At 68.8% G+C, this 25,477-nt stretch carries 25 protein-coding genes and 2 pseudogenes; 13 read left to right on the top strand and 14 right to left on the bottom strand.

Going from position 1 to position 25,477, the window contains the following annotated elements:
• A pseudogene (locus BN996_RS04115) lies at nucleotides 1–401 on the top strand (hypothetical protein); the annotation flags it as partial.
• Nucleotides 402–440: 39 nt separating this feature from the next.
• On the opposite strand, the gene BN996_RS04110 reads toward BN996_RS04115, so the two are convergent.
• Entirely contained in the window at nucleotides 441–959 is a 519-nt protein-coding gene (locus BN996_RS04110; protein WP_058566607.1) for a peptidylprolyl isomerase, read from the bottom strand.
• 74 nt (nucleotides 960–1,033) lie between these two features.
• Between BN996_RS04110 and BN996_RS20625 the strand changes: the two are divergent.
• Nucleotides 1,034–1,138, top strand: a pseudogene (locus tag BN996_RS20625) (YgaP-like transmembrane domain); the annotation flags it as partial.
• Between the two features lie 69 nt (nucleotides 1,139–1,207).
• Entirely contained in the window at nucleotides 1,208–2,233 is a 1,026-nt protein-coding gene (locus BN996_RS04100; RefSeq protein WP_089777271.1) for a succinylglutamate desuccinylase/aspartoacylase family protein, read from the top strand.
• A 69-nt stretch (nucleotides 2,234–2,302) separates the two neighbouring features.
• On the opposite strand, the gene alaS is transcribed toward BN996_RS04100, so the two are convergent.
• Nucleotides 2,303–5,491: an alanine--tRNA ligase gene (gene alaS / locus BN996_RS04095; protein WP_089777270.1), complete on the bottom strand. Its 3,189-nt coding sequence runs from the start codon at nucleotides 5,489–5,491 to the stop codon at nucleotides 2,303–2,305.
• Between the two features lie 122 nt (nucleotides 5,492–5,613).
• Between alaS and BN996_RS04090 the strand changes: the two genes are divergently transcribed.
• Together BN996_RS04090 and BN996_RS04085 are read left to right on the top strand one after the other, a co-directional pair.
• On the top strand, nucleotides 5,614–6,099 hold the full coding sequence (locus BN996_RS04090; RefSeq protein WP_089777269.1) for a TspO/MBR family protein: 486 nt from the start codon (nucleotides 5,614–5,616) through the stop codon (nucleotides 6,097–6,099).
• Nucleotides 6,100–6,246: 147 nt separating this feature from the next.
• Nucleotides 6,247–8,553: a GAF domain-containing sensor histidine kinase gene (locus BN996_RS04085; RefSeq protein ID WP_193310922.1), complete on the top strand. Its 2,307-nt coding sequence runs from the start codon at nucleotides 6,247–6,249 to the stop codon at nucleotides 8,551–8,553.
• A gap of 80 nt (nucleotides 8,554–8,633) precedes the next feature.
• On the opposite strand, the gene BN996_RS04080 is transcribed toward BN996_RS04085, so the two are convergent.
• Nucleotides 8,634–9,617: a replication factor C small subunit gene (locus BN996_RS04080; RefSeq protein ID WP_089777267.1), complete on the bottom strand. Its 984-nt coding sequence runs from the start codon at nucleotides 9,615–9,617 to the stop codon at nucleotides 8,634–8,636.
• Nucleotides 9,618–9,722: 105 nt separating this feature from the next.
• On the opposite strand from BN996_RS04080, the gene samp2 reads away from it, so the two are divergent.
• From samp2 to BN996_RS04065, 3 genes are all read left to right on the top strand, one after another.
• Nucleotides 9,723–9,923: a ubiquitin-like small modifier protein SAMP2 gene (gene samp2, locus BN996_RS04075; RefSeq protein WP_004973827.1), complete on the top strand. Its 201-nt coding sequence runs from the start codon at nucleotides 9,723–9,725 to the stop codon at nucleotides 9,921–9,923.
• Nucleotides 9,924–9,930: 7 nt separating this feature from the next.
• Complete coding sequence (locus BN996_RS04070) at nucleotides 9,931–10,353, top strand: GNAT family N-acetyltransferase (RefSeq protein ID WP_089777266.1); 423 nt, start codon at nucleotides 9,931–9,933, stop codon at nucleotides 10,351–10,353.
• A gap of 89 nt (nucleotides 10,354–10,442) precedes the next feature.
• Nucleotides 10,443–10,823, top strand: coding sequence for a DUF7344 domain-containing protein (locus tag BN996_RS04065; RefSeq protein WP_089777265.1), 381 nt, complete (start codon nucleotides 10,443–10,445; stop codon nucleotides 10,821–10,823).
• 11 nt (nucleotides 10,824–10,834) lie between these two features.
• Here BN996_RS04065 and BN996_RS04060 read toward each other — a convergent pair whose 3' ends face one another.
• From BN996_RS04060 to larB, 4 genes are all read right to left on the bottom strand, one after another.
• A complete protein-coding gene (locus BN996_RS04060) occupies nucleotides 10,835–12,208 on the bottom strand; it encodes a phosphoglucomutase/phosphomannomutase family protein (RefSeq protein WP_089777264.1) in 1,374 nt (457 codons plus the stop codon).
• Nucleotides 12,209–12,345: 137 nt separating this feature from the next.
• Nucleotides 12,346–12,585, bottom strand: coding sequence for a GIY-YIG nuclease family protein (locus BN996_RS04055; RefSeq protein WP_089777263.1), 240 nt, complete (start codon nucleotides 12,583–12,585; stop codon nucleotides 12,346–12,348).
• A gap of 94 nt (nucleotides 12,586–12,679) precedes the next feature.
• Nucleotides 12,680–12,829 carry a DUF7563 family protein gene (locus BN996_RS20885; RefSeq protein ID WP_187367346.1) on the bottom strand — a complete coding sequence of 50 codons (150 nt, stop codon included), beginning with the start codon at nucleotides 12,827–12,829 and terminating at the stop codon, nucleotides 12,680–12,682.
• Between the two features lie 147 nt (nucleotides 12,830–12,976).
• Complete coding sequence (larB, locus tag BN996_RS04050) at nucleotides 12,977–13,738, bottom strand: nickel pincer cofactor biosynthesis protein LarB (protein WP_089777262.1); 762 nt, start codon at nucleotides 13,736–13,738, stop codon at nucleotides 12,977–12,979.
• 184 nt (nucleotides 13,739–13,922) lie between these two features.
• Here larB and BN996_RS04045 point away from each other — a divergent pair, with 184 nt between their 5' ends.
• Nucleotides 13,923–14,090 (top strand): DUF1931 family protein, encoded by a 168-nt coding sequence (locus BN996_RS04045; RefSeq protein WP_004045310.1) that lies wholly within the window; start codon nucleotides 13,923–13,925, stop codon nucleotides 14,088–14,090.
• 166 nt (nucleotides 14,091–14,256) lie between these two features.
• Here BN996_RS04045 and rpiA read toward each other — a convergent pair whose 3' ends face one another.
• Both rpiA and BN996_RS04035 read right to left on the bottom strand, forming a co-directional pair.
• Complete coding sequence (gene rpiA / locus BN996_RS04040) at nucleotides 14,257–14,949, bottom strand: ribose-5-phosphate isomerase RpiA (protein WP_089777261.1); 693 nt, start codon at nucleotides 14,947–14,949, stop codon at nucleotides 14,257–14,259.
• Between the two features lie 49 nt (nucleotides 14,950–14,998).
• Nucleotides 14,999–16,123 carry an ORC1-type DNA replication protein gene (locus BN996_RS04035; RefSeq protein WP_089777260.1) on the bottom strand — a complete coding sequence of 375 codons (1,125 nt, stop codon included), beginning with the start codon at nucleotides 16,121–16,123 and terminating at the stop codon, nucleotides 14,999–15,001.
• Between the two features lie 159 nt (nucleotides 16,124–16,282).
• Between BN996_RS04035 and BN996_RS04030 the strand changes: the two genes are divergently transcribed.
• Nucleotides 16,283–16,690, top strand: a complete 408-nt coding sequence (locus BN996_RS04030) for a DUF7979 domain-containing protein (RefSeq protein WP_089777259.1) — start codon at nucleotides 16,283–16,285, stop codon at nucleotides 16,688–16,690.
• Here BN996_RS04030 and BN996_RS04025 read toward each other — a convergent pair.
• Nucleotides 16,684–16,953 (bottom strand): hypothetical protein, encoded by a 270-nt coding sequence (locus BN996_RS04025; protein WP_089777258.1) that lies wholly within the window; start codon nucleotides 16,951–16,953, stop codon nucleotides 16,684–16,686. The genes BN996_RS04030 and BN996_RS04025 overlap by 7 nt on opposite strands.
• A 54-nt stretch (nucleotides 16,954–17,007) precedes the next feature.
• The gene (locus BN996_RS04020; protein WP_089777257.1) at nucleotides 17,008–19,002 is read right to left on the bottom strand and encodes a MutS-related protein; all 1,995 of its coding nucleotides are present in this window, start codon (nucleotides 19,000–19,002) and stop codon (nucleotides 17,008–17,010) included.
• A gap of 178 nt (nucleotides 19,003–19,180) precedes the next feature.
• Between BN996_RS04020 and larE the strand changes: the two genes are divergently transcribed.
• Complete coding sequence (larE, locus tag BN996_RS04015) at nucleotides 19,181–20,062, top strand: ATP-dependent sacrificial sulfur transferase LarE (protein WP_089777256.1); 882 nt, start codon at nucleotides 19,181–19,183, stop codon at nucleotides 20,060–20,062.
• A 65-nt stretch (nucleotides 20,063–20,127) separates the two neighbouring features.
• Here larE and BN996_RS04010 read toward each other — a convergent pair whose 3' ends face one another.
• Nucleotides 20,128–20,766, bottom strand: coding sequence for a histidine phosphatase family protein (locus BN996_RS04010; RefSeq protein WP_089777255.1), 639 nt, complete (start codon nucleotides 20,764–20,766; stop codon nucleotides 20,128–20,130).
• Between the two features lie 74 nt (nucleotides 20,767–20,840).
• On the opposite strand from BN996_RS04010, the gene BN996_RS04005 reads away from it, so the two are divergent.
• Nucleotides 20,841–21,323 (top strand): SRPBCC domain-containing protein, encoded by a 483-nt coding sequence (locus tag BN996_RS04005; protein ID WP_089777254.1) that lies wholly within the window; start codon nucleotides 20,841–20,843, stop codon nucleotides 21,321–21,323.
• 28 nt (nucleotides 21,324–21,351) lie between these two features.
• On the opposite strand, the gene BN996_RS04000 is transcribed toward BN996_RS04005, so the two are convergent.
• On the bottom strand, nucleotides 21,352–21,675 hold the full coding sequence (locus BN996_RS04000; protein WP_089777253.1) for a hypothetical protein: 324 nt from the start codon (nucleotides 21,673–21,675) through the stop codon (nucleotides 21,352–21,354).
• Nucleotides 21,676–21,785: 110 nt separating this feature from the next.
• Nucleotides 21,786–23,183: a twin-arginine translocase subunit TatC gene (gene tatC / locus BN996_RS03995; protein ID WP_089777252.1), complete on the bottom strand. Its 1,398-nt coding sequence runs from the start codon at nucleotides 23,181–23,183 to the stop codon at nucleotides 21,786–21,788.
• A gap of 130 nt (nucleotides 23,184–23,313) precedes the next feature.
• On the opposite strand from tatC, the gene tatCt reads away from it, so the two are divergent.
• Nucleotides 23,314–25,470, top strand: coding sequence for a Sec-independent protein translocase protein TatCt (gene tatCt, locus BN996_RS03990; protein ID WP_089777251.1), 2,157 nt, complete (start codon nucleotides 23,314–23,316; stop codon nucleotides 25,468–25,470).
• Nucleotides 25,471–25,477: the final 7 nt, after the last annotated feature.

Raw genomic sequence — 25,477 nt, 5'->3', positions numbered from 1 at the left:
GCGGCCTCGACCCCGACGTGCGCGACGGCCCGGGACGGCAGGCCTCGCGCGCCGCCCGCTACGTCGAGTGGTACCTCTCGACCGACGAGACGAGCGTGACGCGCGTAGAGAGCGTGACCGACGCGACCGCCGAAAGCGGGACCGCGCTGTACCGAGTTCGGGGCCGCGGCACCGACTTCCCGCGGTCGCGCGACTATCGGGTCGAAGCGATCGTCGAAGAAGGCGGCTTCGTCCGCTCGATGCGCGTCACCTACGAGACCCGCGACGGCCTCGGCGTCGAGGTCTGGTTCGCGTACGACGCGGTCGGCGAGACGACGGTCACGCGACCGGCGTGGCTCGACCGCGCCGACGGGTCGACCGGCGGCCGGACCGTCGCCCCCGCGACGAACGCGAGCGGGTAGCGTCCGGCGCGCTCGGTCGCGTCTCGGTGCTCGCGGCGCTTACTGCTCGACGTCGACCGATTCGAGGACCACGTCGGACACCGGCTTGTCGTTGCGGTCGGTCGGGACCGAGCCGATGTCCTCGACGACGTCCATGCCGTCCGTGACCTTCCCGAAGACGGCGTGCTTGCCGTCGAGGTGGGGCTGGGCGTCGAGCGTGATGAAGAACTGCGAGCCGTTCGTGTTGGGGCCGCGGTTCGCCATCGAGAGCACGCCGGGGCCGTCGTGGCTGAGGTCCGAGTGGAACTCGTCGTCGAAGGTGTAGCCGGGGCCGCCGCGACCGGTTCCGGTCGGGTCGCCGCCCTGAATCATGAAGTCCGAGATGATGCGGTGGAAGAGGATGTCCTCGTAGAGGGGCTCGCCCTCCATCGTCTCGTCGGTCTCGGGATGGACCCACGTCTTTTCGCCCGTGGCGAGGCCGACGAAGTTCTCGACCGTGTTCGGGACCTTGTCCTCGAAGAGTTCGACCGTGATGTCGCCCTTGTTCGTGTGGAGCGTGGCCGTTGGGTTGTCGCTCATACTCGCCCCGTCGGGCGGCCGAGTAAAAACCGTGCCGCCTCGGGTTCGGGCCGGTTCCCGCGGCGCTCGGTGTCGCGTTCGTCGCCGCCGTCGGCGTCGTCCTGCTCGTGACCGGGTTCCGGCGAACGTGCCCGCTGTATCTCCCGTTCGGCATCGACACCTCGGACGACCGGAACTGACGGCCGCCCCACGCCGTCTGTCTTTCTCGCTCCCCTAACTACAAGACACCCCACCGCGATGCGTCGGATATGCACACCGCGGAGACCGTGACGCTCACCCGCCTCCCCTCCGGCGTCCCGGTACAGACGACAGTTCACACCTACGAACCAGCAGACGGGACCGACGGCCCGACGCTCTACGTGCAGGCCGCCCAACACGGGCGCGAAATCAACGGTACCGAAGTGCTCCGCCGACTGCACGGCCGCCTCGAACGCGCGGAGCTCTCGGGGCGCGTCGTCGCCGTCCCCGTCGCCGACCCGCTGACGTTCGACCGCGTCTCCTACGTCACCCCCGAGGTGCTCGACTCCGTCAACTCCAACATGAACCGCGTCTGGCCGGGCGACGCCGAGGGCTCGCTCCACCAGCGCATGGCCGCGAAGCTCTGGGAGTACATCAGCGATTCCGACGCCATCGTCGACCTCCACACCGGGAGCCCGGACATGCTCACCCACACCGTCTACCTCCGGGGCGACGAGTCCTCCCGCGACCTCGCGCGGGCGTTCGGCGTCGACATCCTCCTCGCGGAGGCCGCGGGCGACGAGGCCGACGACGAGTGGACCGAACGGAGCTTCGACGGCAAACTCCGCGTCGCGGCCACGAACGCGGGCATCCCCTCCATCACGCCCGAACTCGCCCACAACAAACAGCTCGTCGAGCCGGCCGTCGTCGCCGGCGTCGAGGGCGTCCTCAACGTCTGCCGCGACATGGGCATCCTCTCGGGCGCGGTCGAGCCGTGGGACGGCCGCACCTACCGCAACCACCTCGGCCGCGTGAAAGCCGACGCCTCGGGGCTGTTCGTCGCCCGCGAGGACGTCGAACTCGCCCGCGAGGTCCGCCCCGGCGACCACCTCGGCTGGGTGTACGACCCGACCACCTACGAGGTGTTGCAGGAGGTCGAAGCCGAGCGCGCGGGCATCGTCTACTCCATCGCCCGCGAGGCCACCGTCACGGCCGGCGAGACGCTCGTCGGCATCGCGCTCCCGCTGGACGACGGCGAGGCCGACGCCGACGGTGACGACCCGTTCGACGAGACCGACGGCGACCTCGACATATAGAGAACGGCGGTTCAGTCGAACAAGAGGGACCGACGTGTTGAACAGAAAGCGTTCGAGTCGGCCGCGAGTTCAGAACGCGCGCAGGTCTTCGAGCACCGCTTCCGCGTCGCCGGAGGCGATGGCGTCGCGGGCCATCTCCAGTCCCTCGTCGATGGTTTCGGCGTCCTCGCGGGCGTAGATGCGGAGCGCCGCGTTGAGGGCGACGGCGTCGGCGAAGCGGTCCTCGCGGTCGCCGGCGAGCACGGCTTCGGTGATGTCGGCGGAGTCGCCGGCCACGTCGTCCTCGTCGACGCCGAGGTCGTCGTACTCGAAGTCCATGCCGTACTCGGCGGTCTCGATGTCGAAGTCGTCGAAGGTGGCCTCGCCGTCGTCGCCGGCGGTCCACTCGGCGACCTTCGTGTAGCCGGGGCGGATGTCGTCGTAGCCCTCCATCCCCTGGAACATGAGCACGCGGTCGAGGTCGTGGTGCTCGCTTTCCTCGAAGGTGTCGACCATCTTCTTGGCGAACGCGAGGTGATAGAACGACCCGAGGTGGACCGAGGCGTTCGCGGGGTTGGCGATGGTCTCGATGGTGTTGACGAACGTCCGGACGCCCATGTTGTCGCGGCGCTCCCAGAGGGCGTGGATGGCGGGGTTAAATCGCGGCTGGTAGTAGAAGCCGAAGCCGGTGTCGTCGACCATGTCGGCGGACTCCTCGGGGTCGAGTTCCGTGCGGACGCCGAGTTCGTCGAGGACGTGCTTGTAGGCGTCCTGTTTCTGCGTCGGGACGCGGTCGCCGGAGTGGACGACGACGGGCGTGCCGTCGATGTCGATTTCGTCCGCGCCGGCCGCGGCGCGCGCCTCGGCGAGCTCCGTCTTCAGGCGGTCGATGGTCTTGCCGCGCTCCTTCCACTCGGTGAAGAAGCGCTCGGCCGTCTCGGGCACGTCCGCGGGGTTCACGTCGAGCACGTCGGCCGCGCCGTACAGCGCGTCCTCGGTGCGCTGGGTGGCCTCGATGGCCGCGTCGCCCGCCGCGAAGGCGACGCGCTCGACGCCGTCTTGGACGGGCTCCGTCGTCAGCACCTTGATGGCCCCGATGTCGCCGGTGCGCTTGACGTGGGTACCGCCGCAGGCCTGCACGTCGGTGCCGACGTGGATGAGGCGAATCTGCTCGCCCGGCGGGATGCCGCCCTGATAGAGGTCGAAGCCGTACTTCTTCTCGGCGTCGCGGCGGTCCGGCCACTCCTGTTTGACCGGGATGTTCTGCATCACGATTTCGTTGGCGACGCGCTCTATCTGCTTTACCTCTTCGCGGGTGATGCGCTCGTAGTGGGTCACGTCGAGCCGCGAGCGGTCGACGCCCTTCGACGCGCCGGCCTGCCGGATGTGGTCGCCGAGGACCGTCCGGATGGCGTGGCCGATAACGTGGGTCGCCGTGTGGTGGCGCATGAGCCGACGGCGGCGCTCGGCGTCGAGCTGGCCGCGGACGAACTCGCCCTTACCGGGGTCCTCGTCGGTGCGGTGGAGCACCACGTCGCCCACGATCTGCACGTCGGTCACCTCGACGGTCGTGTCGTCGGTGGCGAGCGAGCCGTGGTCGGCGGGCTGTCCGCCGCCTTCGGGGTAGAACATCGTCTGGTCGAGGACCACGTCGTAGCCCTCCTCGCGCTCGAACACGTCGAGGACGACGGCCTCGAACTCGGTGCGCTCCTGGTCGTCGTAGTAGAGCTTGTCCGTCGCCGGGAGGTCCCCGAGGCGGTCGTCGCGCTCCTCGGCGTCCTCCTCGCCGTCGACCTGCTCGTGGCGGTCGGCGACGAGCGAGTAGAAGTCGTCGGGGATGTCGACGGTCGCGCCGCGCTCCTCGGCGATTTCCTGCACCATGTCGGGCTGGATGCCGTGGGAGTCGTACAGCTCGATGAGTTCGTCGACCGGGATGGGTTCGTCCTTGTCGGCGTAGTCGTCGGCGAGCTGTTGGACCTTGCGGGAGCCGCGTTCGAGCGTCTTTCTGTACTTGCGCTCCTCACTGCGGACGATGTCGCGGATGGTGTCGCGGTTCTGGTAGTCCAGCCGCTCGGCCTGCATGTCCACGAGCTCGTCGAGCGGGGCGTCGACGCCGAGGTTGTCCACGAGGCGCTTCGTGCGTCGGAGGACCATGCGGGCGAGGTAGCCCGTCCCGACGTTCGAGGGGACGATGCCGTCGCCGAACATGTACGCGAGCGTGCGGCAGTGGTCCGCGATGGCGTAGATGTCTTCGAGCGGGCGGAGCAACGCGGTGAGTTCGGCCTCGTCGACGCCGAGTTCGCCCGCGACGCCGGCGCGCGCGGTGGCGAGGTCGTCGATTTCGTCGATGTCGAGGTGGCCAGAGAGCTTCGCCGCGCGGTGGATGAGTTCCTCCTCCTCTTCGGTGTGCTCGATGCCGACGTTGTCCTTCAGGAACTCTATCATGTCGGGGTAGACGGCCTCGTACACCGTCGGCGTCCCCTGTGACACCCACGTCCACCGTTCGAGCCCGTAGCCGGTGTCGACGATGTAGGTGTCCATCGGCGAGTAGGTGTTGCCGTCCTTGAGTTCGTACTCGCCTTCGGGGTCCTGCTTCATCGACATGAAAACGAGGGTGGCGAGTTCCGCGCCGCGGTAGAGGACTTCGAAGGCGGGACCGGCGTTGCCGCCGCCGACCCACGGGTCCTCGATGTAGGTGATTTCGGAGATGTCCGCGCCGAGCGACTCGAAGAACTCGTCGCAGAGGCGGACCGTCTCGTCCTTCCAGTAGACTTCGCCCGAGTAGGCGTACTTGTCACCCGCCTCTTCGCGGGCGTTGAACGCGTGGTGCGCCATCATCTCGAAGGCCATCGTGTGGCGACCGGTCTTGCCCACGTTGTCGATGTCCTGCATCCGGATGCAAGGCTGGGAGACAGTCAGCGGGTTGGCCGGCGGCGGCGTCTCGCCGGACGTGACGAGCGGCTGGAAGTCGTAGATAGATGCCTGCGTCAAGAGCACGTCGTCGCGCCAGCGGTTCGCGGCGACCGGGTAGGGGTCGATGCGCTCGTGGTCGTGTTCCTCGAAGAAAGAGAGGAACTTCTCGCGCATCTCTTCGAGAGTGTACTCCTCGTCGAAGCCGGGGTTGTCGATGAAGGTGTAGTCGTCGGCGGGCGGTTCACCGCAGGTCTCGCGGTCGGGGTCTCGTGTCCAGAAGTGGACGCCCGTCACGGGGCACTGCTTCCGGTAGAAGCCCTCCTCCTCGAAGTAGTCGAGGCGGTACTCCGCTTCGAGTTCGCTCATTGCCAAACTCTGGTCTACCGTCGGGTAAAACAGTTCCGGGAAATGGACGCAGACGCCCGATTCCCCACAATTTCGCCCGCACGGGCCGCGTCGTTCTTTTCCCTCCCGAGCGTACGAGGGGTATGGAACTCGCTTCACTCCGGCGGCGGCCCGCGGTCGAACTGCTCGCGTGGGTCGTCCTCGCGCAACTCGCCGGCGCGCTCGGGAGCGTCTTCACCGTCACCGCCGTGGGGTCGTGGTACGCGACGCTCGCTCGCCCGTGGTTCGCCCCCCCGAACTGGGTGTTCGGCCCGGTCTGGGTGACGCTTTTCACCCTGATGGGCGTCGCCGCGTGGCTCGTCTCCCGGCGCGACCACCCCCGCCGCGAGCGCGCGCTCGCCGTCTTCGTCGGTCACCTCGTCGTCAATGTCGCGTGGTCCGCGGCGTTCTTCGGCCTGCAGTCGCCCGCGGCGGGTCTCGCCGTCATCGTCGTCCTCCTCGCGGCGATTCTGGCGACGATGCGCGAGTTCGTCGCCGTCGACCGACGGGCCGCCGCCCTCCTCGTCCCCTATCTCCTGTGGACGTGCTTTGCCGCCGCGCTCAACTACGGTTTCTGGTCGCTAAACTGAGTAATCAGACGGCAGGGTCGTGTCTCACGGCCGATTCAAACGGCTCGCGGCGTGTTCTTGCTTATTGGGAACATGCCGCAACGATTATAGTTCTCGTTGCCGTTCGATAGGAGGACTGCTGTGCACGCGAGGGACCCAACGGTTTTCGTGGACGACGACTCCGACGATATCGACCTCGGCGACGGGGTCACGGTGGCGTCACCGAGTGACGAGAGCGCCCCGAGCGACGCGGCGTGCGTCGTCGTCACGGGCCCGGACGCGGAGGTTCCCTGCGACGTGCCGACGGTGCTGTACACCGACGCGCCGCCCGAGGACGTCGAGCGGCCCGAGCGATTCGACGCCTACGTCAGCCGCGGCGACCGCGCGGCGCTCGAATCGCAGGTCCGCTGGCTGCTCGCGTCCGCCGACGACGCGGGCTCGGGGCGGGACGCCGAGCGGGCGGTGGAGCCGAGGAACGACCCCGAGTGGGACCGCCTCAAACGGCTCTACGAGGGGACGACGGAGCTCATCGCCGCCGAGACGGTCGAGGAACTGTACGAACGCGCCATCGGACTCACCGAGGACATCCTCGAATTCGACAACACCTCGTTTTTCCGCCACGACGGCGAGGGGTTCTACGTCGTCGCCAACAACGACGACATGGCCGGACTGGGCCCGATACCCAGCGACATGGGCCTGCTCGGGGAGACGCACCGAACCAAACGCTCGTTTCTCGTGGACGACGTGCGCGACCACCCGGAAGCCGACCCCAACGACTCCGCCTATCGCTCGGCGGTGAGCGTCCCCGCGGGCGACGACGGGGTGTTCCAAGCCATCTCCAACGAGGTCGGCGCGTACGACGAGACCGACCTCACGCTGGCCGAACTCCTCGTATCCTACGTCTCCGAGACGAGGAGCCGCATCGAGTCCGAAGCCGCCCTCAGAAAGAGCCGCGAGCAGATAGAGCGACTCCACCGAGGGGCCACCGAACTGGCCGCGGCGACGAGCCTCGACGAACTGTTCGAGCAGACCGTCGAAATCACCGACGACATCCTTGAGTTCGACATCAGCTACGTGGGCGTCGTCGAGGACGGCTACATCGTCCCGGCGGCCATCTCGTCGGACGCGCCGGCCGACGGCGCGGAGCGCGTCCCGCTCGACGACGGCGGCATCGCGGCCGAGGTGTTCCTGTCTGGGACCACGGACATCACGGACGACGTGCGCGACCACCCCGAGGCGCGGCCGGTCAAGCGGATGTACCGCGCCGTCCTGAGCGTTCCAATCGGCGACATCGGCGTCTTTCAGGCGACCGCGTTCACGCCCGCCGCGTTCGACGAGCGGGACGCCGAACTGACCGAACTCCTCATGGCGCACGTCGTGGTCACCGCCGAGCGCATCCGCGCCGAGTCGCGGCTCAGAGACGAGCGCGACCGCTCGACGGCGCTGTTCGAACACGTCTCCGACGCCGCCGTCGCCTACGACGTGGAAGCCGGCGCGGTCACCGTTCGCGACGTGAACCGGGCGTTCCAGTCGGCGTTCGGCTACGACGCCGCCGACGTGGTCGGAAGCGACCTCCTCGGGCGAATCGTCCCGCCGGAGCCGGACCCGGACCCGGTGCCGGAGCCGGGGGCCGACGAGACCATCCCCGAACTCCTCGTCGCCGCCGGCGAGAGCTACCGCGGCGAGGTCCGCCGCCGAACCGACGACGGCGTCCGCGAGTTCATCCTGAACGTCGTCCCGCTGTCGCCCGGCGAGGAGCGCGGGGCGGGGTACGCCATCTACACCGACATCACGGAGCGGAAGACCCGCGAAAGCGAGCTAGAGCGACAGAACGAACGGCTCGAAGAGTTCGCGAACATCGTGAGCCACGACCTGCGGAACCCGCTTTCGGTCGCCCGCGGAAACCTCGACCTCGCCCGCGAGACCGGCGAGGAGACGCGGTTCGACACCGCCGAGCGGGCGCTCGAACAGATGGAACAGCTCATCGACGACCTGCTGTCGCTCGCCCGCCGCGGCCAACTGGTCGACGAGACCGAGCGGGTCGACCTCGGGGCGGTCGCCCGGCAGGCGTGGGCGACGACCGAGACCGCCGACGCCGAGTTGGTCACCTGCCAGTCGGTCGTCGTCGACGCCGACGAGGACCGCCTCGTCGAACTGCTGGCGAACCTGTTTCGGAACGCCGTGGAACATGGTTCCACGGGCAACCAGACTGCGTCTGGTGACGCCGTCGAACACGGCGGTCGCGACGTGCGCGTCGAGGTCGGCGGCGTCGACGGCGGCTTCTACGTCGAAGACGACGGCCCGGGCATCGAGCCCGAGCGCCGCGACGAGGTGTTCGAACCGGGCGAGACGACCGGCGACGACGGCATCGGCTACGGCCTCGCCATCGTCGAATCCATCGCCGAGGCCCACGGCTGGTCGGCTGTCGTGACCTCCGGGACCGCGGGCGGCGCGCGCTTCGAGTTCCGGGCGTGACGGGCGAGTGAAAACGAGCGGAGAGACCGGAGACGACCGGGGACCGCGGCGGTCGGCGCGGCCGGTTCAGTGTACCGAGTTCAGTTCTGCGAGAGCGCGAGCGACGCGAGGAGCGCTTCGAGTTGGACCTGCTCGTTCGCCCCCTCGGAGATGCGGTAGTCGGCCTCGCCGATGCGCTCCATGAGGCGGACGGCCTCGCGCTCGTCGAGGTCGAACTCCCAGACCGAGCGGTGGAGCTGGTCGATGATGTCGCCGCCGGCCATCCCGGTGTCGACGATGAGCGTCTCCAACTGCTTGCGCGCGGCCGTGAACTCGCCGTCGATGGCGTCCCGGACCATCTTCTCGATGTCCTCGGGGCGGGCGGTCGAGGTAATCATGTAGACGGCCTCCTCGTCGACGACCTCGCCGGTCGTCGCGGCGGCCTGCAGGGAGTTGATGGCGCGTCGCATGTCGCCGCCGGCGGCGTAGACGAGCGCGTCGAGACCGTCCTCGGTGACCTCGATGTCCTCGGCCGCGGCGATGTCGCGGACCTGTTCGGCGACGGCGTCGTCGCCGAGCGGGGAAAATCGGAACACCGCGCAGCGCGACTGGATGGGGTCGATAATCTTCGAGGAGTAGTTACACGAGAGGATGAAGCGCGTGTTGTCGGAGAACTGCTCCATCGTCCGGCGGAGCGCCGACTGCGCGTCGTTCGTCAGCGAGTCGGCCTCGTCGAGGAAGATGACGCGGTAGTCGTGGCCGCCGAACGACGAGCGCGCGAAGTTCTTGATGCGGTCGCGGACCACGTCGATGCCGCGCTCGTCGGAGGCGTTGAGTTCGAGGAAGTTGCCGCGCCAGTCGTCGCCGTAGATGGCGCGGGCGATGGCCGTCGCGGAGGTGGTCTTGCCGACGCCCGCCGGCCCCGCGAACAGGAGGTGCGGCAGATCGTCGCGCTCGATGTAGCTGCGCAGGCGCTCGACGATGTCGTCCTGTCCGTAGACGTCGTCGAACGTCTGCGGTCGGTACTTCTCGATCCAGATTTCACGACCCGCCGGGGCGTCGCCCGACTCCGCGGCCTCGCTCATATCCGTTCTACCGACCGCCCCGCACATAAACCGTGCGAGACGGAGAGCGCCCTCGGCCGACGCCGAGCCGACGGACTGAAACCCGCGCCCGACCCACGAGCGACCATGAACGTGACCGTCGAGGTCGTCGGCGAGGAGACCAGCGAGGTCGCCGTCGGCGACGGCGGGACCTACGCGGACCTCGTGCGGGCGGTGGACCTCAGCCCCCACGAGGTGACCGTCCTCGTCGACGGCCGCCCCGTCCCCGAAGACCAGCCCGTCGAGGTCGACCGCGTGAAGGTGCTCCGCCTCATCAAAGGCGGGTAGTCGGCGCATGGACGACACCGAGAGAGACCGTGCGGCCGACGGAGTCGACGACGCCACCACAGTCCGCGAGGGCGACCCCGACGAACTGGTGGCCGTGATGCGCGTGTTCGACGCCGGGCTTTTGGAAGCCGACGCGGGCAAGGTCCGCGACCGACTGGCCGCCGGCGACTGCCTCGTCGCCGAGGCGTCAGGTCGGGTCGTCGGCGCGCTGGTGCTCGACGGCGACTACGTCGACGCCGTGGCCGCCTCGCCGAGTCGTCGCGGTCGGGGCGTCGGAACCGAACTCGTCCGGGCGGCGCTCGACCGTCGGGGCCGACTCGTCGCCGACTTCGACGGGGGCGTCAGGCCGTTCTACGAGTCGTTCGGATTCGATATCGAGGAGCGGGACGGCGGGGAAGGACGGTTTCGCGGCGTCCTGCGCGACGAGTGACGGCCGCGCCGCCGACTCCGGAAGATGATAATAGTTAACAACCGACACAGATTTACCCGCCGGTCGTCAAGGGCTAGGGAGTCAAGCCCATGGCAAAGCGAGACCGGAGCGACCGTATCCTGACCGATTGGGACCGCGTTTTCGATGCGCTCGCGGACCCGTCGCGCCGCTACGTGCTGGAGTATCTCAACGACCGGTCGGAGCCGGCGACGGTCTGGGACCTCGCGGTCGCCCTCGCGGTGCGGACGACCGACCTCCCGCCCGACGAGGTGGACATGCAGGTCGTCCAGCAGGCCGAGGTCGGCATCGTCCACATCCACCTGCCGAAGCTTCGGGCCGCGGACCTCGTCGAGTCGGCGGGCGACGGCGTCTCGCTGACCGAGCACGCGGAGACGCTCCCGCTTTTCACGCCGGCGTACCGCGGGGTCGTCAGGCCGGTCGGCGACGAAGAAGAGAGACGAGAGCTCTGAGGGCGGTCCGCTCAGACGAGCGGTTCGACGAGTTCGCGGCCGGCGTCGAGGAGCGACGACACCGCGTCTTCGCTCCCGGCTTCCGCGTAGACGCGCATCTTCGGCTCCGTCCCCGAGGGGCGGACGAGGAGCCACGAGCCGTCTTCTAAGAGGAGTTTGAAGCCGTCGAGCGTGACGACCTTGGCGATGTCGCGGCCGGCGACCGTCTCGGGGAGCACGTCCTCAAGGTCGTCGATGACGCGCGCCTTCTCGGAGTCGGGGCAGGCGACGCTTATCTTGTCGGCGACGATTTCGCCGTGTTCGGCCTCGATGCGGTCGAGGCGGGCGTCGAAGTCCTCCTCGGCGGTCGCGGCGGCCGCGAGCAGGCCCATGAGGACGCCGTCCTTCTCGCGGACGTGCCCGCGGACGGAGAAGCCGCCGGACTCCTCGCCGCCCATGAGCGCGTCGTGCTCGCGCATGCCGTCGGCGACCCACTTGAAGCCGACCGCGGTCTCGAACACCTCCTCGCCGTGGGCTTCGGCGATGCGGTCGATGAGGAACGTGGTCGAGACGGTCCGGATGGCCGGCCCGGAGTCGGATTCGAGCAGGTAGTCGTAGACGGCGGCGAAAAAGAGGTTCTCGTCGAGGACGCCCCGGTCGGGCGTGGCGATGGCGATTCGGTCGGCGTCGCCGTCGTTGGCGACCCCGAGGTCCGCGTCGTGTTCGGCCATCGCCTCGGCGAGGCCTTCGAGGTTATCCGCGGAGGGCTCCGGCGAGATGCCGCCGAAGTCGGCGTCGCGTTCACAGCGCAGGCGGACGACCTCCGCGCCGGCGGCTTCGAGGAGCGCGTCGGTGACGCCGCGACCGCTGCCGTGCATGGCGTCGTAGACGACCGTGAGACCCGAGAGGTCGTCGCCGACGAGGTCCATCGCGTGGTCGGCGTGCGGGGAGACCACGTCCACGCGCTCGACGGTGCCGCGCTCGGACTCGGGCAGGAGGTCCGGTTCGGCGAGTCGCTCGGCGACCGCGTCGGTCACGTCGGGGAGCGCCGGCGCGCCGTCCGAGGGGATGAACTTCACGCCGTTGTACTCCGGCGGGTTGTGCGAGGCCGTGACCATGAGCGCCCCCGAGAGGCCGCGCTCGGCGATGGCGTAGGCGACGAGCGGGGTCGGACAGTCCCGCTCCGGCAGGAGCACGTCGAAGCCGTTGCCGGCGACGACCTCCGCGAGCGACTCCGCGAAGCCGGGGGAGGTCTCGCGGGCGTCGTAGCCGACGAGCACCGGCGCGGTGAACCCCTCGTCGGCGAGGTAGTCCGCGACCGCCTGTCCGACGACGCGGACCCGGTCGTCGGTGAAGGTGTCCAGCGTGGCGCGCCACCCGTCGGTCCCGAATGAGATTTCGTCCATACGCGAACCACTCCGCGGCGGGGCAAAAAACTACGTTACGAACCAAATAGAGTCGGGCCGTGCGGCGGCGGCGACCCGGTGGGAACACGCCGACCGCGACGCGACCGCGACGCGACTCCGACGCGGTCCCGACTCGCTCACGACTCGACGAGTCGCAGTTTCTCCCGGCGACGGAGCTGTTTGATCTCGTACTCGCGGGACATCGCCGCCGACTTCGAGTCGAACTCCTCGACGTGGACGAGTTCGACCGGGGTCCGGCCGCGGGTGTACTTCGCTCCCTCGCCGGCGTCGTGTTCGGCGACGCGTCGCTCCACGTCGGTCGTGTATCCGGTGTACAGCGAGCCGTCGCTACACTCGATGACGTAGACGAAGTGCACGAGAGAATGGTTCAGGGGCGCGGGTATGAACCCTGCGCCCGACCTCGCGCACGGGGAGTTGGCTTCGCGTGGTGGTCTTTTGTCGCTTCAGTGGTCATGCGGTGCGGGCACGCTGTCGAGCGACCTCCGCGATACCCGCGTTCGCCGAGCAGTTGGGACAGGCGAGAACCTGACCGTCCTTGTCGGCGAACACGCGTGCGAAGCGCTCGGAGACGTGTGACCCGCAGTGGTCACAGACTGGCATTGTTGCGGTCCGGCAGCCACCAAGCCGGTGTATGCCACACGGTACCCCACCCATATGAGGGCTTCGCGCGTGTGCGTACGCACGCGAAATCGCGCACGACCACGAGGGGCACAAGTAGTCGACGACGAGGGAACAGACAGCGCCCGGTCAGGCGTCGTCGCCGCGGGCGTCGGCGACCGCGCGGGCGATGAGTCCGGCCTGCGCGCCGGCGATGTAGCCGGCGTCGACGTTCACCGCGGAGAGGACGGTACACGACTGGAGCATCCCGAGGACGGCCGCCTCGCCGTCGCCGCCGTGGCCGTAGCCCGTCGAGACGGGCAGGCCGATGACCGGCGTGTCGACGAGGCCGGCGACGACCGTGGGGAGCGCGCCCTCGCGGCCGGCGGCGACGACGACCACGTCGGCCTCGCGGAGCGTGTCGAGGTTGTCGAGCACGCGGCCGAGGTGGGCGACGCCCACGTCCTCGATTCGCTCGACGGCCGCGCCCATCTCGCGGAGGACGGCGGCCGCCTCGCCCGCGGCCTCGGCGTCGGAGGTGCCGCCGGTGGCGATGGCGACGGTCGCGTCGAGGTCGGGGCGCTCGAACTCCGGGGCGGCCGCGACGACCGTCTTCGCCCGGGCGTCGCGGTCGATGTCGGCGTCCGGGAGGGCGTCGGCGACGGCCTCGGCGTGGGCGGTGTCGGCCCGAGTGACGAGCGCCCGGCCGCTGGTCTCGACCGCCGCGACGGCAAGCGTGGCCGTCTCGTCCGGCGTTTTTCCCTCCGCGAGAATCGCTTCGGGGACGCCGCGCCGGGTCTCTCTGGCGGCGTCGAACCGTCCGGCGTCTGTCGTCGCGTACCCGGAGAGTCGTACCTCGGCCTCGGCGGGCGAGAGCGAACCGTCCGCGACCGCCTCCAAGATGTCGCGCATGCCCGCACGTTGGCCCGAGGCGTACTCATACCCGTCGTTCCGCCCTCGCGGGGGCAAAGCATATATAAGTGGAGATTGTTCCCGAGAAATCCGTCCTCATAGAAGCGCCATAACCCCCAAATCCGGCGGTATTAACGTCCAATATAGGAAAGTTTATTAAAGGAGAATCGGTAGAACATTCTGTATGGCAGACCTCATTGTCAAGGCAGCCGTCAAGGAAGCGCTCAAGGACAAGAACGTGGCCTCGGACTTCTACGACGCTCTCGACGAGGAAGTCAAGGAGCTTCTCGAAGACGCTGCTCGCCGCGCTGAGCAGAACGACCGTAAGACGGTCCAGCCCCGCGACCTGTAAACTCGGTCTTTAGACCTCTCGTTCTTTTATCGCCGCCCGACGAGCGCCGGCTGTGCCCCCCGAAGGAAGTCGACTCGCCCCGCGAGTCGAGCCGGTCGAAGGCGTCCGTTCGAGCGCCGGACCACTCGGTCAGTCCCAGACCCGTTCGAGCGCCGGACCAACCGAGTCAGAACTCGGTCACGTCGACGCCGTCGTCGGTGCCGACGTAGACCGCGTCCGCGAGGCCGACGAAGATGCCGTGTTCGACCGCACCGGGGAGCGACGCGAGGGCGGCCGCGAGCGACTCGGGGTCCGAAATCGTCCCGAACTCGCAGTCGAGAACGAGGTTCCCGTTGTCGGTGACGACGGGGCCGTCCTTGCGCTCTGCTCGGCGGAGCGCCGCCTCGCCGCCGAGGTCCGAGACGCCCGCCGCGACGGTCGTCCGCGCCGACGGAAGCACCTCGATGGGCACGGCGTGTGAGAGCGTCTCAGCGGTCTTCGAGGGGTCCGCGATGACGAGGAATCGGTCGGCGAAGGCGTCGACCACCTTCTCGCGGGCGTGGGCCGCGCCGCCGCCCTTGACGAGCGCGCCGTCGGTCGTCGCCACCTGGTCGGCCCCGTCGATAGCGAGGTCGATGGCGTCCACCTCGTCGAGGTCGGCGACGGGGATGCCGCACTCGCGGGCGAGTTCGCGGGCCGCGAAGGAGGTCGGGACGCCCCGAACGTCAAGGCCGTCGGCGACGCGGTCGCCGATGGCGCGGATGGCGAAGGCGGTGGTGCTGCCGGTGCCGAGGCCGACGACGGTCCCGTCTTCGACCGCTTCGACCGCCGCCGCCGCGGCGCGGCGCTTCTGCGCGTCGGTTCCGCCGGTAGTCTTCATGGCTCAGTCGACTCGGTCGGCGAGTAAAAATGGTCCTGAACGCGGCGCGTCAGAGCCGGTCTAAGACCGCGTCCGCGTCGTAGGCGAGCGAGATGGCGCGGGTGCGGCCGCGTCCCTCGATTTCGGTGTAGCGCGCCTCGATGACGCCCAGTTGGTCCAGTTTGTTCACGAGCTCGGAGTAGCGCGTGTAGCCGAGGTCGGTCTCCTCGTTGAACGCGTCGTACACCGCGCCGGCGCGCTCGCCGTCGTACTCGGCGACGACCCGGACGAGTTCGCGCTCGGGGTCCGAAAGCCCTTGCAGACACCGCGAGAGGTGGACGTACTTCGACTTGTCGTAGGCCGCTTCCACGTCCTCCATGTCGACCGTGCGGGAGGCGCGCATCTCGGCGTGGAGCCCGGCGCGACGGAGCAGGTCGATGCCGACCCGGAGGTCGCCGCTGTCGGCGGTGAACTCCGCGACCTGGTCGAGTTCGGGCGCGCCGATGACGTCCTCGTGGAAACCGCGTTTCGACCGGCCGCGGAGGATATCGACGATTTCGTCCACGTCGTAGCGGGGGAAAAACACCTCCTCGGGCCGGAAGACGCTCTGGACGCGCCCGTCGAGTTCGTCGATGACGTCGAGCGAGAGGTCCGACGAGATGATGATGACGCCGATGCGCGCGCCGGAGTGCGCCTCGTGGGCGCGTAACAGCGAGTAGAGCGTGTCGGACGCCTCGTTCTCGTAGAACAGGTAGTTCACGTCGTCGAGCGCGACGACGAGCACCTCGTCGTCCTCGACGAGGCGGTCGGTTATCTGGCCGAACAGCTTCTTGAACGAGATGCCCGACGACGGGGGTTCGTACTCGAAGATGTGCTCGAAGACGCGCGAGAACACCGCGTAGCGGGTCGAGTCGACCTGGCAGTTCACCCGGACGGTCCGGACGCCCGACTGCGTGCCCAACTCGCCGAACAGTTTCTGGACCGCGGTGGTCTTGCCCGTCCCCGGCGGCCCGCGCACCATCGTGTTCAGGGGGCGAGAGCCGCGGACCGCGGGCCGAAGCGCGTACTTCAGGCTCCGCAGTTGGCTCTCGCGGTGGTTGAACGTCTCCGGAACGTGGTCGATTTCGAAGACGTGTTCGTCGCGGAACACCGTCTCGTCCCACGACAGCATCCCCTCTTCGGGGTCCTCCCTCATCGAGTAAAGTACCACGCGCGGGGGACTTAATCGTTTACCGCGGCGGCGTCCGACGGGGGGCGGACGGACGCGTTGTCTCGACGCGTCCCGGACGCGTTCAACCGCCAACCACCGGAACCGAGCCACAATAGTTAATTTTCCAACAATGGATGCGCAGTCATGGCAACTCGCATACAACTCGCCGCGCTGCTCGTCTCGCTTGCGCTCGTCGGGGGCGGCGTGCTCGGGTTCGGTTTCGTCGCTGACGAAGACTACAGCTATCGATACGAGGGGCAACTGTCGGAGACGCCGGAGACGGTTCCCCCGCTGTACAGCGAACTCTCGCAGTCGGAACAGCGGGCCGTGGACCGCGCCCTCGCCGGCGAGGTGCTTCGGTTCGAAGACGACCCCGGGAACCTCCCGGGACTCGTCGAGCGCGACGGCACCTACCACGCGTTCGAGTTCGACGCGACCATCGACTACACCGCCCCGACGACAGTCGGTTCATTCGTCGCCGTACTGTTCGGCGCGGTCGGCGTCGTCGCCACGGTCCGGTGGGAGGTCGCGAGCCGGTACGTCACTTACTGAAGGAGCCGAACGATTCGGTAGCCGATGGCGACGAGCAGAATCAGCCCGACCGCGCCGATACCGAGCACGACCGGCGAATCGGCGGTCTGCGAGAACGCACCCAGCGCCGGGAGCACGAAGGCGGACAGCACGAGGAACCCGCCGAACACCAGAAACAGCAGGTACACCGCGGTCCCGAGCACGTCCCAGATGGCGTTTTTCGTGGCGTGGTAGACGAGGTCGTACTGCTGTCGTTCCTCGGGGGAGAGCGAATCGGAGGGCACGGGCGGAGTTGTCGGCGAGTCAAGATAAATCGTGCGTCGCCGCGGGCGAGGGCGTCAGTCGAACTTCTCCAGCAGTCGTCCGTAGAAACTCGTCTCGTTCTCGCCGGCCAGTTTCTCCACGATGAGCTCCGGGGTCGAACGCGCGAGGTGGTCCTTCACGGGCGAGCGGTTGACGACGAGTTCGCCGTCTTCCAGCCCGACCGCCTCGATGCCGTCGACCGCGACCGACACGTCCGCCGCCTCTCGGATGCCGCCGGCGAGGTGCGAGACGAACACCGCGGCCGCGCCCTGTTCGGCGAGTTCTTCGAGGATGCCGGCGATGATTTTGGCCGACGCGCCGGGTTCGGTGATGCTCTCCAGTTCGTCCACGAGGACGAATCGGTCGGCCGCGCCGTCGGTGAGCGCGGCGAAGTCGCGGAGCGTGCTCTCGAACGCGCCGGCGTCGAGCGTTCCCTGCGACTTGGCGTAGTAGTGGAGTTCGGAAAACCGCGAGAGCCGGACCGACTCGGCGGGCACGGGAAGCCCCATGTGCGCGAGGACGACGACGAGCCCCACGAGGTCGAGCGTCGAGGTCTTGCCCCCGCTGTTGACGCCCGACAGGAGCGTGACGCCCGACACCTCGTAGTCCACCGGGTCGACGTCCGCGAAGTCCACGTCGAGGAGGGGCGAGCGGCCGGCCTCGATGGCGAACGACCCGGCTCCGTCGTTTCCGGCCGCGCCGGTGAACTCGGGGAAGACGCAGTCGAAGTCGCGGGCGAACCGCGAGACGGCGAGGCGCACGTCGAGTTCGAGCGCGTCGCGGACCAGCGTCTCGACGGGGTCGCGCAGGTCGCCGAGGTCGGCGGCGAGGTCGGCTTTCAGCTTCGCGGCGCGGCGGTCGCGGGCAGCCTTCAGTTCGGTTCGGAGGCGGCCGACCGCCTCCTCGTCGTGGCCGAGCGGGAACGACGGGTCCTCGGGGAAGACGCGCTCCGTGAGGTCGGCCTCGCCGGGGCGGAGCGACAGCGACTCGACGAGGTGGTCGCGGGCGGCGGCCAGCGCCTCGTCGAACTCGTCTTCGAGTTCGCGCGACAGCAGGGAGTCGACGCGCGCGCCCTGCTCGACGAGAGACAGGAAATCTGTCCCTTCGATGGTCACGTCGCGCTCTCGAATCGCGTCGCGGAGGCGGTCGTTGGCGACCGATTCGGCGGTCGAGACGGCGGTGTCGAGGTCGTCGACCGCGTTCGAGAGGCGTTCGAGTTCGTCGTCGCCGAGGACGGTCCCGTCTTCGGCCAGTCGGGAGAGCGCGTCGCGGAGGGCGGCGAGGTCACAGGGCGGGTCGAGACCGGCGGTTTCGTGGACCGCGGCGGCCGCCTCCAGGGCCTCGCGGTTCGCGGCGAAGAAGGCGAGCAGTCGCTCGGGGACGACCTCGTCGGTCCGCTCGGCGGCGTCGGGGAGCACGCGCACGTCGCCGTCGACGTCGATGCCGGCGAACGACTCGTCCAGCACGACCACCGTCGAGTACGACCGCGCGAGTTCGGCGATGTCGCGGCCGTTCTCGACGACCTCGATGGAGAGTTCGGGGAACGCCTCCTTGGCGGCGGCGTAGCGCTCCGCGTCGGCGGTGGCGAGACAGCGCTCGCGGACGCGACGCGGTTTCGGGTCCGCGAGGGGTTCGACGCCCGACAGCGCCGCGAGCACGTCGGGGTCGGGGTCGAGGTCGGTCGCGTCGGCGGCGAACGCCCGGACCTCCTCGATGCGCGAGGCCGACCCGGTGGGAAACAGCGTCTCCAGTCGCTTCTCGGCGTACGTCGTGACTGTCCGCGCCTGCAGGAGACCGAGCGCGTCGCGGTAGAGTTCCGAGGCGCGGTCGGTGGCGAGGAAGCCGCCGGGGTCGCCGTGGTCGCGGCGAATCGCCCCGCGGGCGATGGCCGCCGCCCGGCCCTCCGTGAGCCCCGGTGCCCGCGCGAGCGCCGCCACGTCGCCGTCGGTGAGCGCTCGCTCGGCGTCGTCGAGTTCCGCGAGCGCGGCGGCGGTCTTCTCGCCGACGCCCGGGATGGTCTCGAAGTCCATTCGGCCGGACCTATCGCGGCATAGGACAAAAAGTCGCGGGGTGGTGACCGCGGGACGTCGCGCGGGTCGCGCCCGCAGAGAGAGCGTCTGTCGCGGCCGGTTCGCCGACTCGTGGGGCCTTCGCGGTCGTTCGCGCCGGGGGCGAGGGGCTTTTGCCCGTCGGCCGGGAAGGGAGGCCATGAGCGAGCGAGACGTCGCGGCGAAGGCCGACGCAGTACGCGAGGCGCTCGCGGAGCGCGAGAGCGTCCTCATCGCCTTTTCGGGCGGCGTGGATTCCAGCGTGGTCGCGGCACTCGCCCACGACGCGCTCGGCGAGAACGCGATCGCCTGCACCGCGAAGAGCGAGACCCTGCCGGACGCCGAGTTGGACGACGCGAAGCGCGTCGCCGAGGAGATCGGCATCGAACACCTGACCGTCGAGTTCTCCGAACTGGACAACCCCGACTTCGTCGCCAACGACGACGACCGGTGTTACCACTGCCGGACGATGCGCCTCGGCCGGATGTACGAGGCCGCCCGCGACCGCGGCATCGAGGCCGTCTGCGACGGGACGAACGCCTCGGACCCCGGCGAGGGCCACCGCCCCGGCCTCCGCGCCGTCGAGGAGTTGGAGGTGCTGTCGCCGCTTCTCGCCCACGACATCACGAAAGAGGAGGTCCGCGCCATCGCCGACGACTACGACCTGTCGGTCGCCGACAAGCCCTCGATGGCCTGTCTCTCCTCGCGGATTCCGACCGGGCTCGAAGTCACCGAGGAACGGCTCTCGCGGGTCGAGCGCGCCGAGACGATTCTCCGGACGTGGGGCTTCGAGCAGTTCCGCGTCCGCGACCACGACGGCCTCGCCCGCATCGAAGTCGCGCCGGAGGAACTCGACCGCGCCCTCGACGCCGACTTCGTCCGCGCCGCCCGCGACCACCTGAAGGACGCCGGCTTCGACCACGTCACGCTCGACCTCCACGGCTACCGGACCGGGAGCGTCAGCCCCGCCGCCGAGGGGAACGCCGACGACGACCTCCTCGTGGACGACGTGTTCGCGCAGGACTACCCGATGCGGAAGTAAGCGGAACGCGAGGGAGCGAGAAAGCGCGAGCGCCGCGACCGCCCCGAAAACCGACCGCAGAACGCTTACGTCGTCAGAAATCGCGTCTCGTTCTCGGCGACGACGTGGACGAGCGGTTCGTCGCCGTCGTCGCTCAGTTCGACTTCGAACTCGCAGATACCGCCGTTGTCGAGCGGTTGCGACAGCATCGACTCGACGATGTCGAGTCCCTTCACCTCGCCGAGCGACAGCCGAATCGGCGCGCCGTGGCTGACGACGAGCACCGTCTCGTCGGGGGCGAGCGAGTCGGCGAGGCCCTCGCGGGCGTTGAGGACGCGCCGGCGGACCTCGACGAGGCTCTCGCCGCTCGGGGGGCGTTCGCGGGCGGCGGGCGTCCCGACCGCCGAGAGGGAGTACTGCGGGTACCGGTCCGTGAGTTCGTCGAATTCGAGCCCCTGAAACGACCCCACGTCGCGCTCGCGCCACGCCGAGTCGAGGACGGGTTCGACGCCGAGTTCGCGGGCGACGGGGCGGGCGGTCTCTTGGGCGCGTTCGATGTCGGAGGAGACGAGGCGGTCGACCTCGTAGGTGTCCGCGACGTGGCGCGCGAGGGCGTCGGCCTGCGCGCGGCCGCGCTCGGTGAGCGACACAGGGGCCCACCCCTGTACGCGCCCGGCGCGGTTCCACGTCGTCTCGCCGTGTCTGGCGAGAAGGAGGGTTGCCATACGTCCGTCTCTCTCCTCACCGGCAATGAACGTTCCGCGCGAGATTCACGGTCTCGGCGCGCCAACTGTTAGGTATGGCACACGAACTCGCCACGAGTATCGAGATAGACGCGCCGCCCGAACGGGTGTGGGAGACCCTCGTCGATTTCGACCGCTACCCCGAGTGGAACCCGTTCATGCGAATCGCCGGGCGGCCGAACGAGGGCGCGACGCTCACCGTCCACCTGCGACCGCCGGGCGGCCGCGAGTCGGTGTTCGAACCCGACGTGGTCCACTGTGAGAAGTACCGCGAACTGCGCTGGCTGGGCCACCTCGTCTCTCCGGGGCTGTTCGACGGCGAACACCGGTTCCGCCTCGAACCGCTCGACGGCGGCGAGCGCACGCGCTTCGAGCAGTCCGAGACGTTCTCGGGCGTCCTCGCCGGACTCCTGTTGCGGTTCGTCGGCGAGCGGACCCGGGCGGGGTTCGTCGCCATGAACGAGGGACTGAAGACGCGCGTCGAGGGCATGGTCGCGGCCGAGAAGCGGGAGGCGACGGAGTCGACGGACACGGCGTGATTCCCCGCAGTCTCGGGGATTCGGCGCGTTACAGCGACTCGCCGCAGAAACGGCAGGTGTCCCTCCCTGACTCCTCCAACGAGTGGCAGTTCGGACAGGTGACGGTCTCGGTGCGGACGGAAGGGACGCCGTTCGGCGACGCCGACTGACCGGCCGCGCGGCGACCAACCCCGGGTTCGTCGCGCCCGAGGTTGAGGTACAGCGCCAAGCCGAGAACCCCGCCGACGAACACCGAGAAACCCCAGAGGAAGGCGTTGTGCGAACTGTGCCTGGTCGCGTCGATGCCGGCCCAGACGCTCACGACGAACCAGAGCGGGAGGGCGACCACCGACAGGGCGGCGAGGTCGGCCATCATATAGATATTCTAACCATTCTAAGATAGGTCTTCTGAACGGTCGGCGGTCGGCGGAAACGAGGAGGAGCGAACCGGCCGGGAGAGAAACGAGAGAAACGAGAAGCCGGTCAGTTCCCGGTCCAGCGCAGGGCCGCGAGCGTCCCCTCGAACAGGACGATCATCGTCGCGCCGATGATGATGGGGGCCATCCCGGTCGGATCGGGGCTGACGAGGAACGCGAGGCCGAGGAACGCGCCCCAGAACAGCAGGCGGCGGTCTTCGAGCCACCGCCGGGTGACGAGGTTCATCATGATGGCCAGTTCCACGAACAGCGGAATCTGGAAGACGACCGCCATGTAGCCCATCAGAATGAGGATGAGGTTGAACGTCTCTTTGAGACCGAACGCGACGACCGCGGTCCCCTCGGTGTAGGAGGTGAAGTACGCGAAGATGGCCGGGAGCACCACGAAGTGCGCGAAGAGGACGCCGACGAGCGCGAGGATGAGGCTCGTCGGGACGGCCGCGAGGTAGTATCTGCGCTCTTTCGGATAGAGGCCGGGGCGCATGAACAGGTACGTCTCGTAGACGAACACGGGGAGGCCGATGACGGTCCCGGCGAGGCCGGCGACCTTCAGTTTGGTGAGGATGAGTTCGAGCGGGCCGTAGAGTCGCGGCCGGCGGTCGACGATGGTCTCCGCGCCGGGGATGTGGGAGTTCCAGAGGAAGTTGATAACGTCGGTCGCGCTCGGGATGTGGACGCCGAAGGCGGCCTGCGTGTCGACCAGCGCGTTGAGGATGTCCGCGCCGGGGAACAGCACGAGCGTAATCGCGCCCGCGACGCCGAGGACGACCGCCAACCGGCGAATCATCTCCTCGATGTGCGCGGTCAGCGGCATCTCCTGGTCGCTTTCGGGGGCCTCGCCGACGAGCCCGCCGACGTCCTCGTCGTCGAAGTCGTCCTCGGCGGGCGCGGGCGACGGGGCCACGCCGCTCACCTCGTCCTCGCCCGAGAGAGCGGGACTCGCACCGTCGGGCGCGGGGTCCGGGCCGGCGGCGTCGGCCGGCCCCTCGCGCGAATCGTCGTACGTCCCCTCGGGGACGTGCGAGGTGTGTTCATCGTCGGCGAGGAGACGAGGCTCGTCGGTGTCGTCAGTGTCGTCGGCGTCGTCGCTGTCGTCCGAGTCGTCAGTGTCGTCGGCGTCGTCGCTGTCGTCAGTGTCGTCCGAGTCGTCGGCGTCGTCCGAGTCGTCGGCGTCGTCCGAGTCGTCGGCGTCGTCAGTGTCGTCCGAGTCGTCAGCGTCGTCGCTGTCGTCGGTTCCGTCGGTATCGCCGTCCGTCTCGTCGGGAGCGTCGTCGCCCTCGCCGTCGTCGGACCCGTCGGTAACGGTCTCGTCTCGCGGGGTGACTCGACCGTAAACCGGACCGTCGGACGACGAAGACGCGTCGTCGGCGTCGTCGGCGTCGTCCGAGGCGTCCGTCTCGTCGTCGGCCGCAGAGAGCCCTGCGTCGCGCTCCTCGTCCGCCATTCAGGTGTCCTACGCTTCCGGCCAGTTATAGGTCTTTTCGCATCGCGCCGAGGAGGTGCGTCGAGAGGGTCGAACTCACGCCCGCGGTGAAAAAGATTGATAACCGCCAGACTGCTTTCGCCACGTACGTATGTCCAGCGCCCTCGACGAGGACACCCAACAGACCATCGCGGCGGGCCGCGAGACCGCCGGTGCGATGCTCCGCGCGGCGCAAAAAGACCTCCAGAAGGTCTTCATCGTCTTCCTCGTCGGGTTCCTCGGCACGTTCTACGCGCTCCGACTCTACGTCTGGGGGTTCTTCCGGGGCGTGACCAAAGCGCAGATGGACGCCAGCGTCGCCGGCGACGTCAGCATCATCGCCCAGACCCCCTTCGACGTGATTCTCTTGCAGGCCAAAATCGGCCTCGTCGTGGGGGTGCTCTTCGCGGTCCCGCCGTTCATCTACGTCTCTCGGGACGCGCTGAAAGCCCGAGGCGCGTGGCCCAAATCGCCCGTCGCGCCGTGGAAACTCGCGCTCATCGGACTGACGATGGTCGTGCTGTTCGCCGCGGGCGTCGCCTACGGCTACTTCGTCTTCTTCCCGTTCACGTTCGCGTTCCTCGCCCAGAACGCGATTTCCGCCGGCTTCACCCCGAGCTACTCCATCGTGAAGTGGGCGCAGTTCATCTTCCTGCTCACGCTCTCGTTCGGCCTCGCGAGCCAGCTCCCGCTCGCGATGACCGGCCTCTCGTACGCCGAAATCGTCCCCTACGAACTGTTCCGCGACAAGTGGCGGCACGCCGTCGTCGGCATCTTCGCCTTCGGCGCGCTGTTCACGCCGCCGGACCCGTTCACCCAAATCATGTGGGCGGTGCCCGTCATCTCGCTGTACGCGTTCAGCCTCTATCTCGCCCGCGTGGTCGTCACGGCCAAGCGGGGGAGCGAGAAGATGGACGTCAAGGCGACGGCGGCCCACCACTGGAACCTCCTCGCGGGCGTCGGCGTCGTCGGCGGCCTCCTCGTCTACGCCTTCTACGAGTACGGCGGCGTCGAACTCGCGAACGCCGGCCTCGCCGCGGTCGGCAGCGACTACGTGTTCCTCGTCCCCGGGTCGCAACTCTCGCTAGGCGCGTTCGTCGCCGCCGGCGTCGTCGTCGGCCTCGTGTTCGGGCTCGCGTACCTCGTCTACCGCGACATCGAACGACTCGAACGGACCGAAGTCGGCGTCGGCGACCCATCGAAGCTCGACCTCTCGGCGCTCGACGTGGCTGGCGTCCGCGCCGCGCCGCCGGAGGTCTTCGCCGACCGCGACGAAGACGAGATTATGAGCCTCGCGTCGGCCGCCATCGACGACGGCGACAAGGCCAAAGCGCAGGCCCTCATCGACCGATTCGACGAGGCCGAAGCGGACCGCGAGGCCGAGGCGGCCGACGCCGAAGACGAGCCGGGCGCACTCGAAGACCGGACGACCCGCGCGGGCGGCGCGTTCTTCTCCGAACTGACCGAGGGCGAGACCGACGAGGACGACATCGGCGGCTACTACACCGACATCGCGTTCATCGTCGATTCGCTCACCTCGCGGGCGTTCTGGGTCGTCGGCTGGTTCATGCTCGTCCTCGCGGTGACGTTCGGCTGGCTCTACACCGGCGGTATCAGGGACGTCTACGACGACTTCCTCGGGCGACTGCCCGCGGCCGTGCGGCCCGAGGAAGTGCTCAACGTCGTCGCGCTCCACCCGATGGAGGCGCTCATCTTCGAGGTGAAGTTCTCGACGATTCTGGCCGTGCTGGCGACGCTCCCGCTCGTCGCGTACTTCGCGTGGCCCGCGCTCCGCGAGCGCAACATCATCCGCCAGCGCCGCCGGACCGTCTTCCTGTGGACCGGCGCGCTCGCCGGCGGCCTCCTCGGCGGCTTCGCCCTCGGCTACAGCTACGTCGCGCCGACGGTCATCACGTTCCTCGTCGAGGACGCGCTCGCGGCGAACATGATAATCTCCTACCGCATCACCAACTTCTTCTGGCTCATCTTCTTCACCACCGCGGGCATCGGCCTCCTCGCCGACGTGCCCATCCTGATGGTGCTTCTCAACACCGCCGGCGTCAGCTACCGGATGATGCGGAAGCGCTGGCGCGAGGTCACGGTGTTCATACTCGCCATCTCGGCGGTGTTCACCCCCGCGAGCATCACGACGATGTTCATGGTGACGCTCCCGCTGATGGCCGCCTACGGCGTCGGCCTCGGCGTCCTGTTCGTGCTGACCGTCGGCGGCCGGCGCGACCTCTCGCCCGCCCGCGGCGCGGCGGAGTGAGCGCGGG

The sequence above is a fragment of the Haloferax massiliensis genome, assembly GCF_001368915.1.
Taxonomy (GTDB): domain Archaea; phylum Halobacteriota; class Halobacteria; order Halobacteriales; family Haloferacaceae; genus Haloferax; species Haloferax massiliensis.
Note: the sequence above shows the minus strand (reverse complement) of the source record. Positions and strands in the feature narration are given on the sequence as shown.

What these genes read in the sequence shown, in the direction of transcription:
- BN996_RS04110 (WP_058566607.1), bottom strand. Translation starts at nt 959, where the DNA reads ATGAGCGACAACCCAACGGCCACGCTCCACACGAACAAGGGCGACATC.
- BN996_RS04100 (WP_089777271.1), top strand. Translation starts at nt 1,208, where the DNA reads ATGCACACCGCGGAGACCGTGACGCTCACCCGCCTCCCCTCCGGCGTC.
- alaS (WP_089777270.1), bottom strand. Translation starts at nt 5,491, where the DNA reads ATGAGCGAACTCGAAGCGGAGTACCGCCTCGACTACTTCGAGGAGGAG.
- BN996_RS04090 (WP_089777269.1), top strand. Translation starts at nt 5,614, where the DNA reads ATGGAACTCGCTTCACTCCGGCGGCGGCCCGCGGTCGAACTGCTCGCG.
- BN996_RS04080 (WP_089777267.1), bottom strand. Translation starts at nt 9,617, where the DNA reads ATGAGCGAGGCCGCGGAGTCGGGCGACGCCCCGGCGGGTCGTGAAATC.
- samp2 (WP_004973827.1), top strand. Translation starts at nt 9,723, where the DNA reads ATGAACGTGACCGTCGAGGTCGTCGGCGAGGAGACCAGCGAGGTCGCC.
- BN996_RS04070 (WP_089777266.1), top strand. Translation starts at nt 9,931, where the DNA reads ATGGACGACACCGAGAGAGACCGTGCGGCCGACGGAGTCGACGACGCC.
- BN996_RS04065 (WP_089777265.1), top strand. Translation starts at nt 10,443, where the DNA reads ATGGCAAAGCGAGACCGGAGCGACCGTATCCTGACCGATTGGGACCGC.
- BN996_RS04060 (WP_089777264.1), bottom strand. Translation starts at nt 12,208, where the DNA reads ATGGACGAAATCTCATTCGGGACCGACGGGTGGCGCGCCACGCTGGAC.
- BN996_RS20885 (WP_187367346.1), bottom strand. Translation starts at nt 12,829, where the DNA reads ATGCCAGTCTGTGACCACTGCGGGTCACACGTCTCCGAGCGCTTCGCA.
- larB (WP_089777262.1), bottom strand. Translation starts at nt 13,738, where the DNA reads ATGCGCGACATCTTGGAGGCGGTCGCGGACGGTTCGCTCTCGCCCGCC.
- BN996_RS04045 (WP_004045310.1), top strand. Translation starts at nt 13,923, where the DNA reads ATGGCAGACCTCATTGTCAAGGCAGCCGTCAAGGAAGCGCTCAAGGAC.
- rpiA (WP_089777261.1), bottom strand. Translation starts at nt 14,949, where the DNA reads ATGAAGACTACCGGCGGAACCGACGCGCAGAAGCGCCGCGCCGCGGCG.
- BN996_RS04035 (WP_089777260.1), bottom strand. Translation starts at nt 16,123, where the DNA reads ATGAGGGAGGACCCCGAAGAGGGGATGCTGTCGTGGGACGAGACGGTG.
- BN996_RS04030 (WP_089777259.1), top strand. Translation starts at nt 16,283, where the DNA reads ATGGCAACTCGCATACAACTCGCCGCGCTGCTCGTCTCGCTTGCGCTC.
- BN996_RS04020 (WP_089777257.1), bottom strand. Translation starts at nt 19,002, where the DNA reads ATGGACTTCGAGACCATCCCGGGCGTCGGCGAGAAGACCGCCGCCGCG.
- larE (WP_089777256.1), top strand. Translation starts at nt 19,181, where the DNA reads ATGAGCGAGCGAGACGTCGCGGCGAAGGCCGACGCAGTACGCGAGGCG.
- BN996_RS04010 (WP_089777255.1), bottom strand. Translation starts at nt 20,766, where the DNA reads ATGGCAACCCTCCTTCTCGCCAGACACGGCGAGACGACGTGGAACCGC.
- BN996_RS04005 (WP_089777254.1), top strand. Translation starts at nt 20,841, where the DNA reads ATGGCACACGAACTCGCCACGAGTATCGAGATAGACGCGCCGCCCGAA.
- BN996_RS04000 (WP_089777253.1), bottom strand. Translation starts at nt 21,675, where the DNA reads ATGGCCGACCTCGCCGCCCTGTCGGTGGTCGCCCTCCCGCTCTGGTTC.
- tatC (WP_089777252.1), bottom strand. Translation starts at nt 23,183, where the DNA reads ATGGCGGACGAGGAGCGCGACGCAGGGCTCTCTGCGGCCGACGACGAG.
- tatCt (WP_089777251.1), top strand. Translation starts at nt 23,314, where the DNA reads ATGTCCAGCGCCCTCGACGAGGACACCCAACAGACCATCGCGGCGGGC.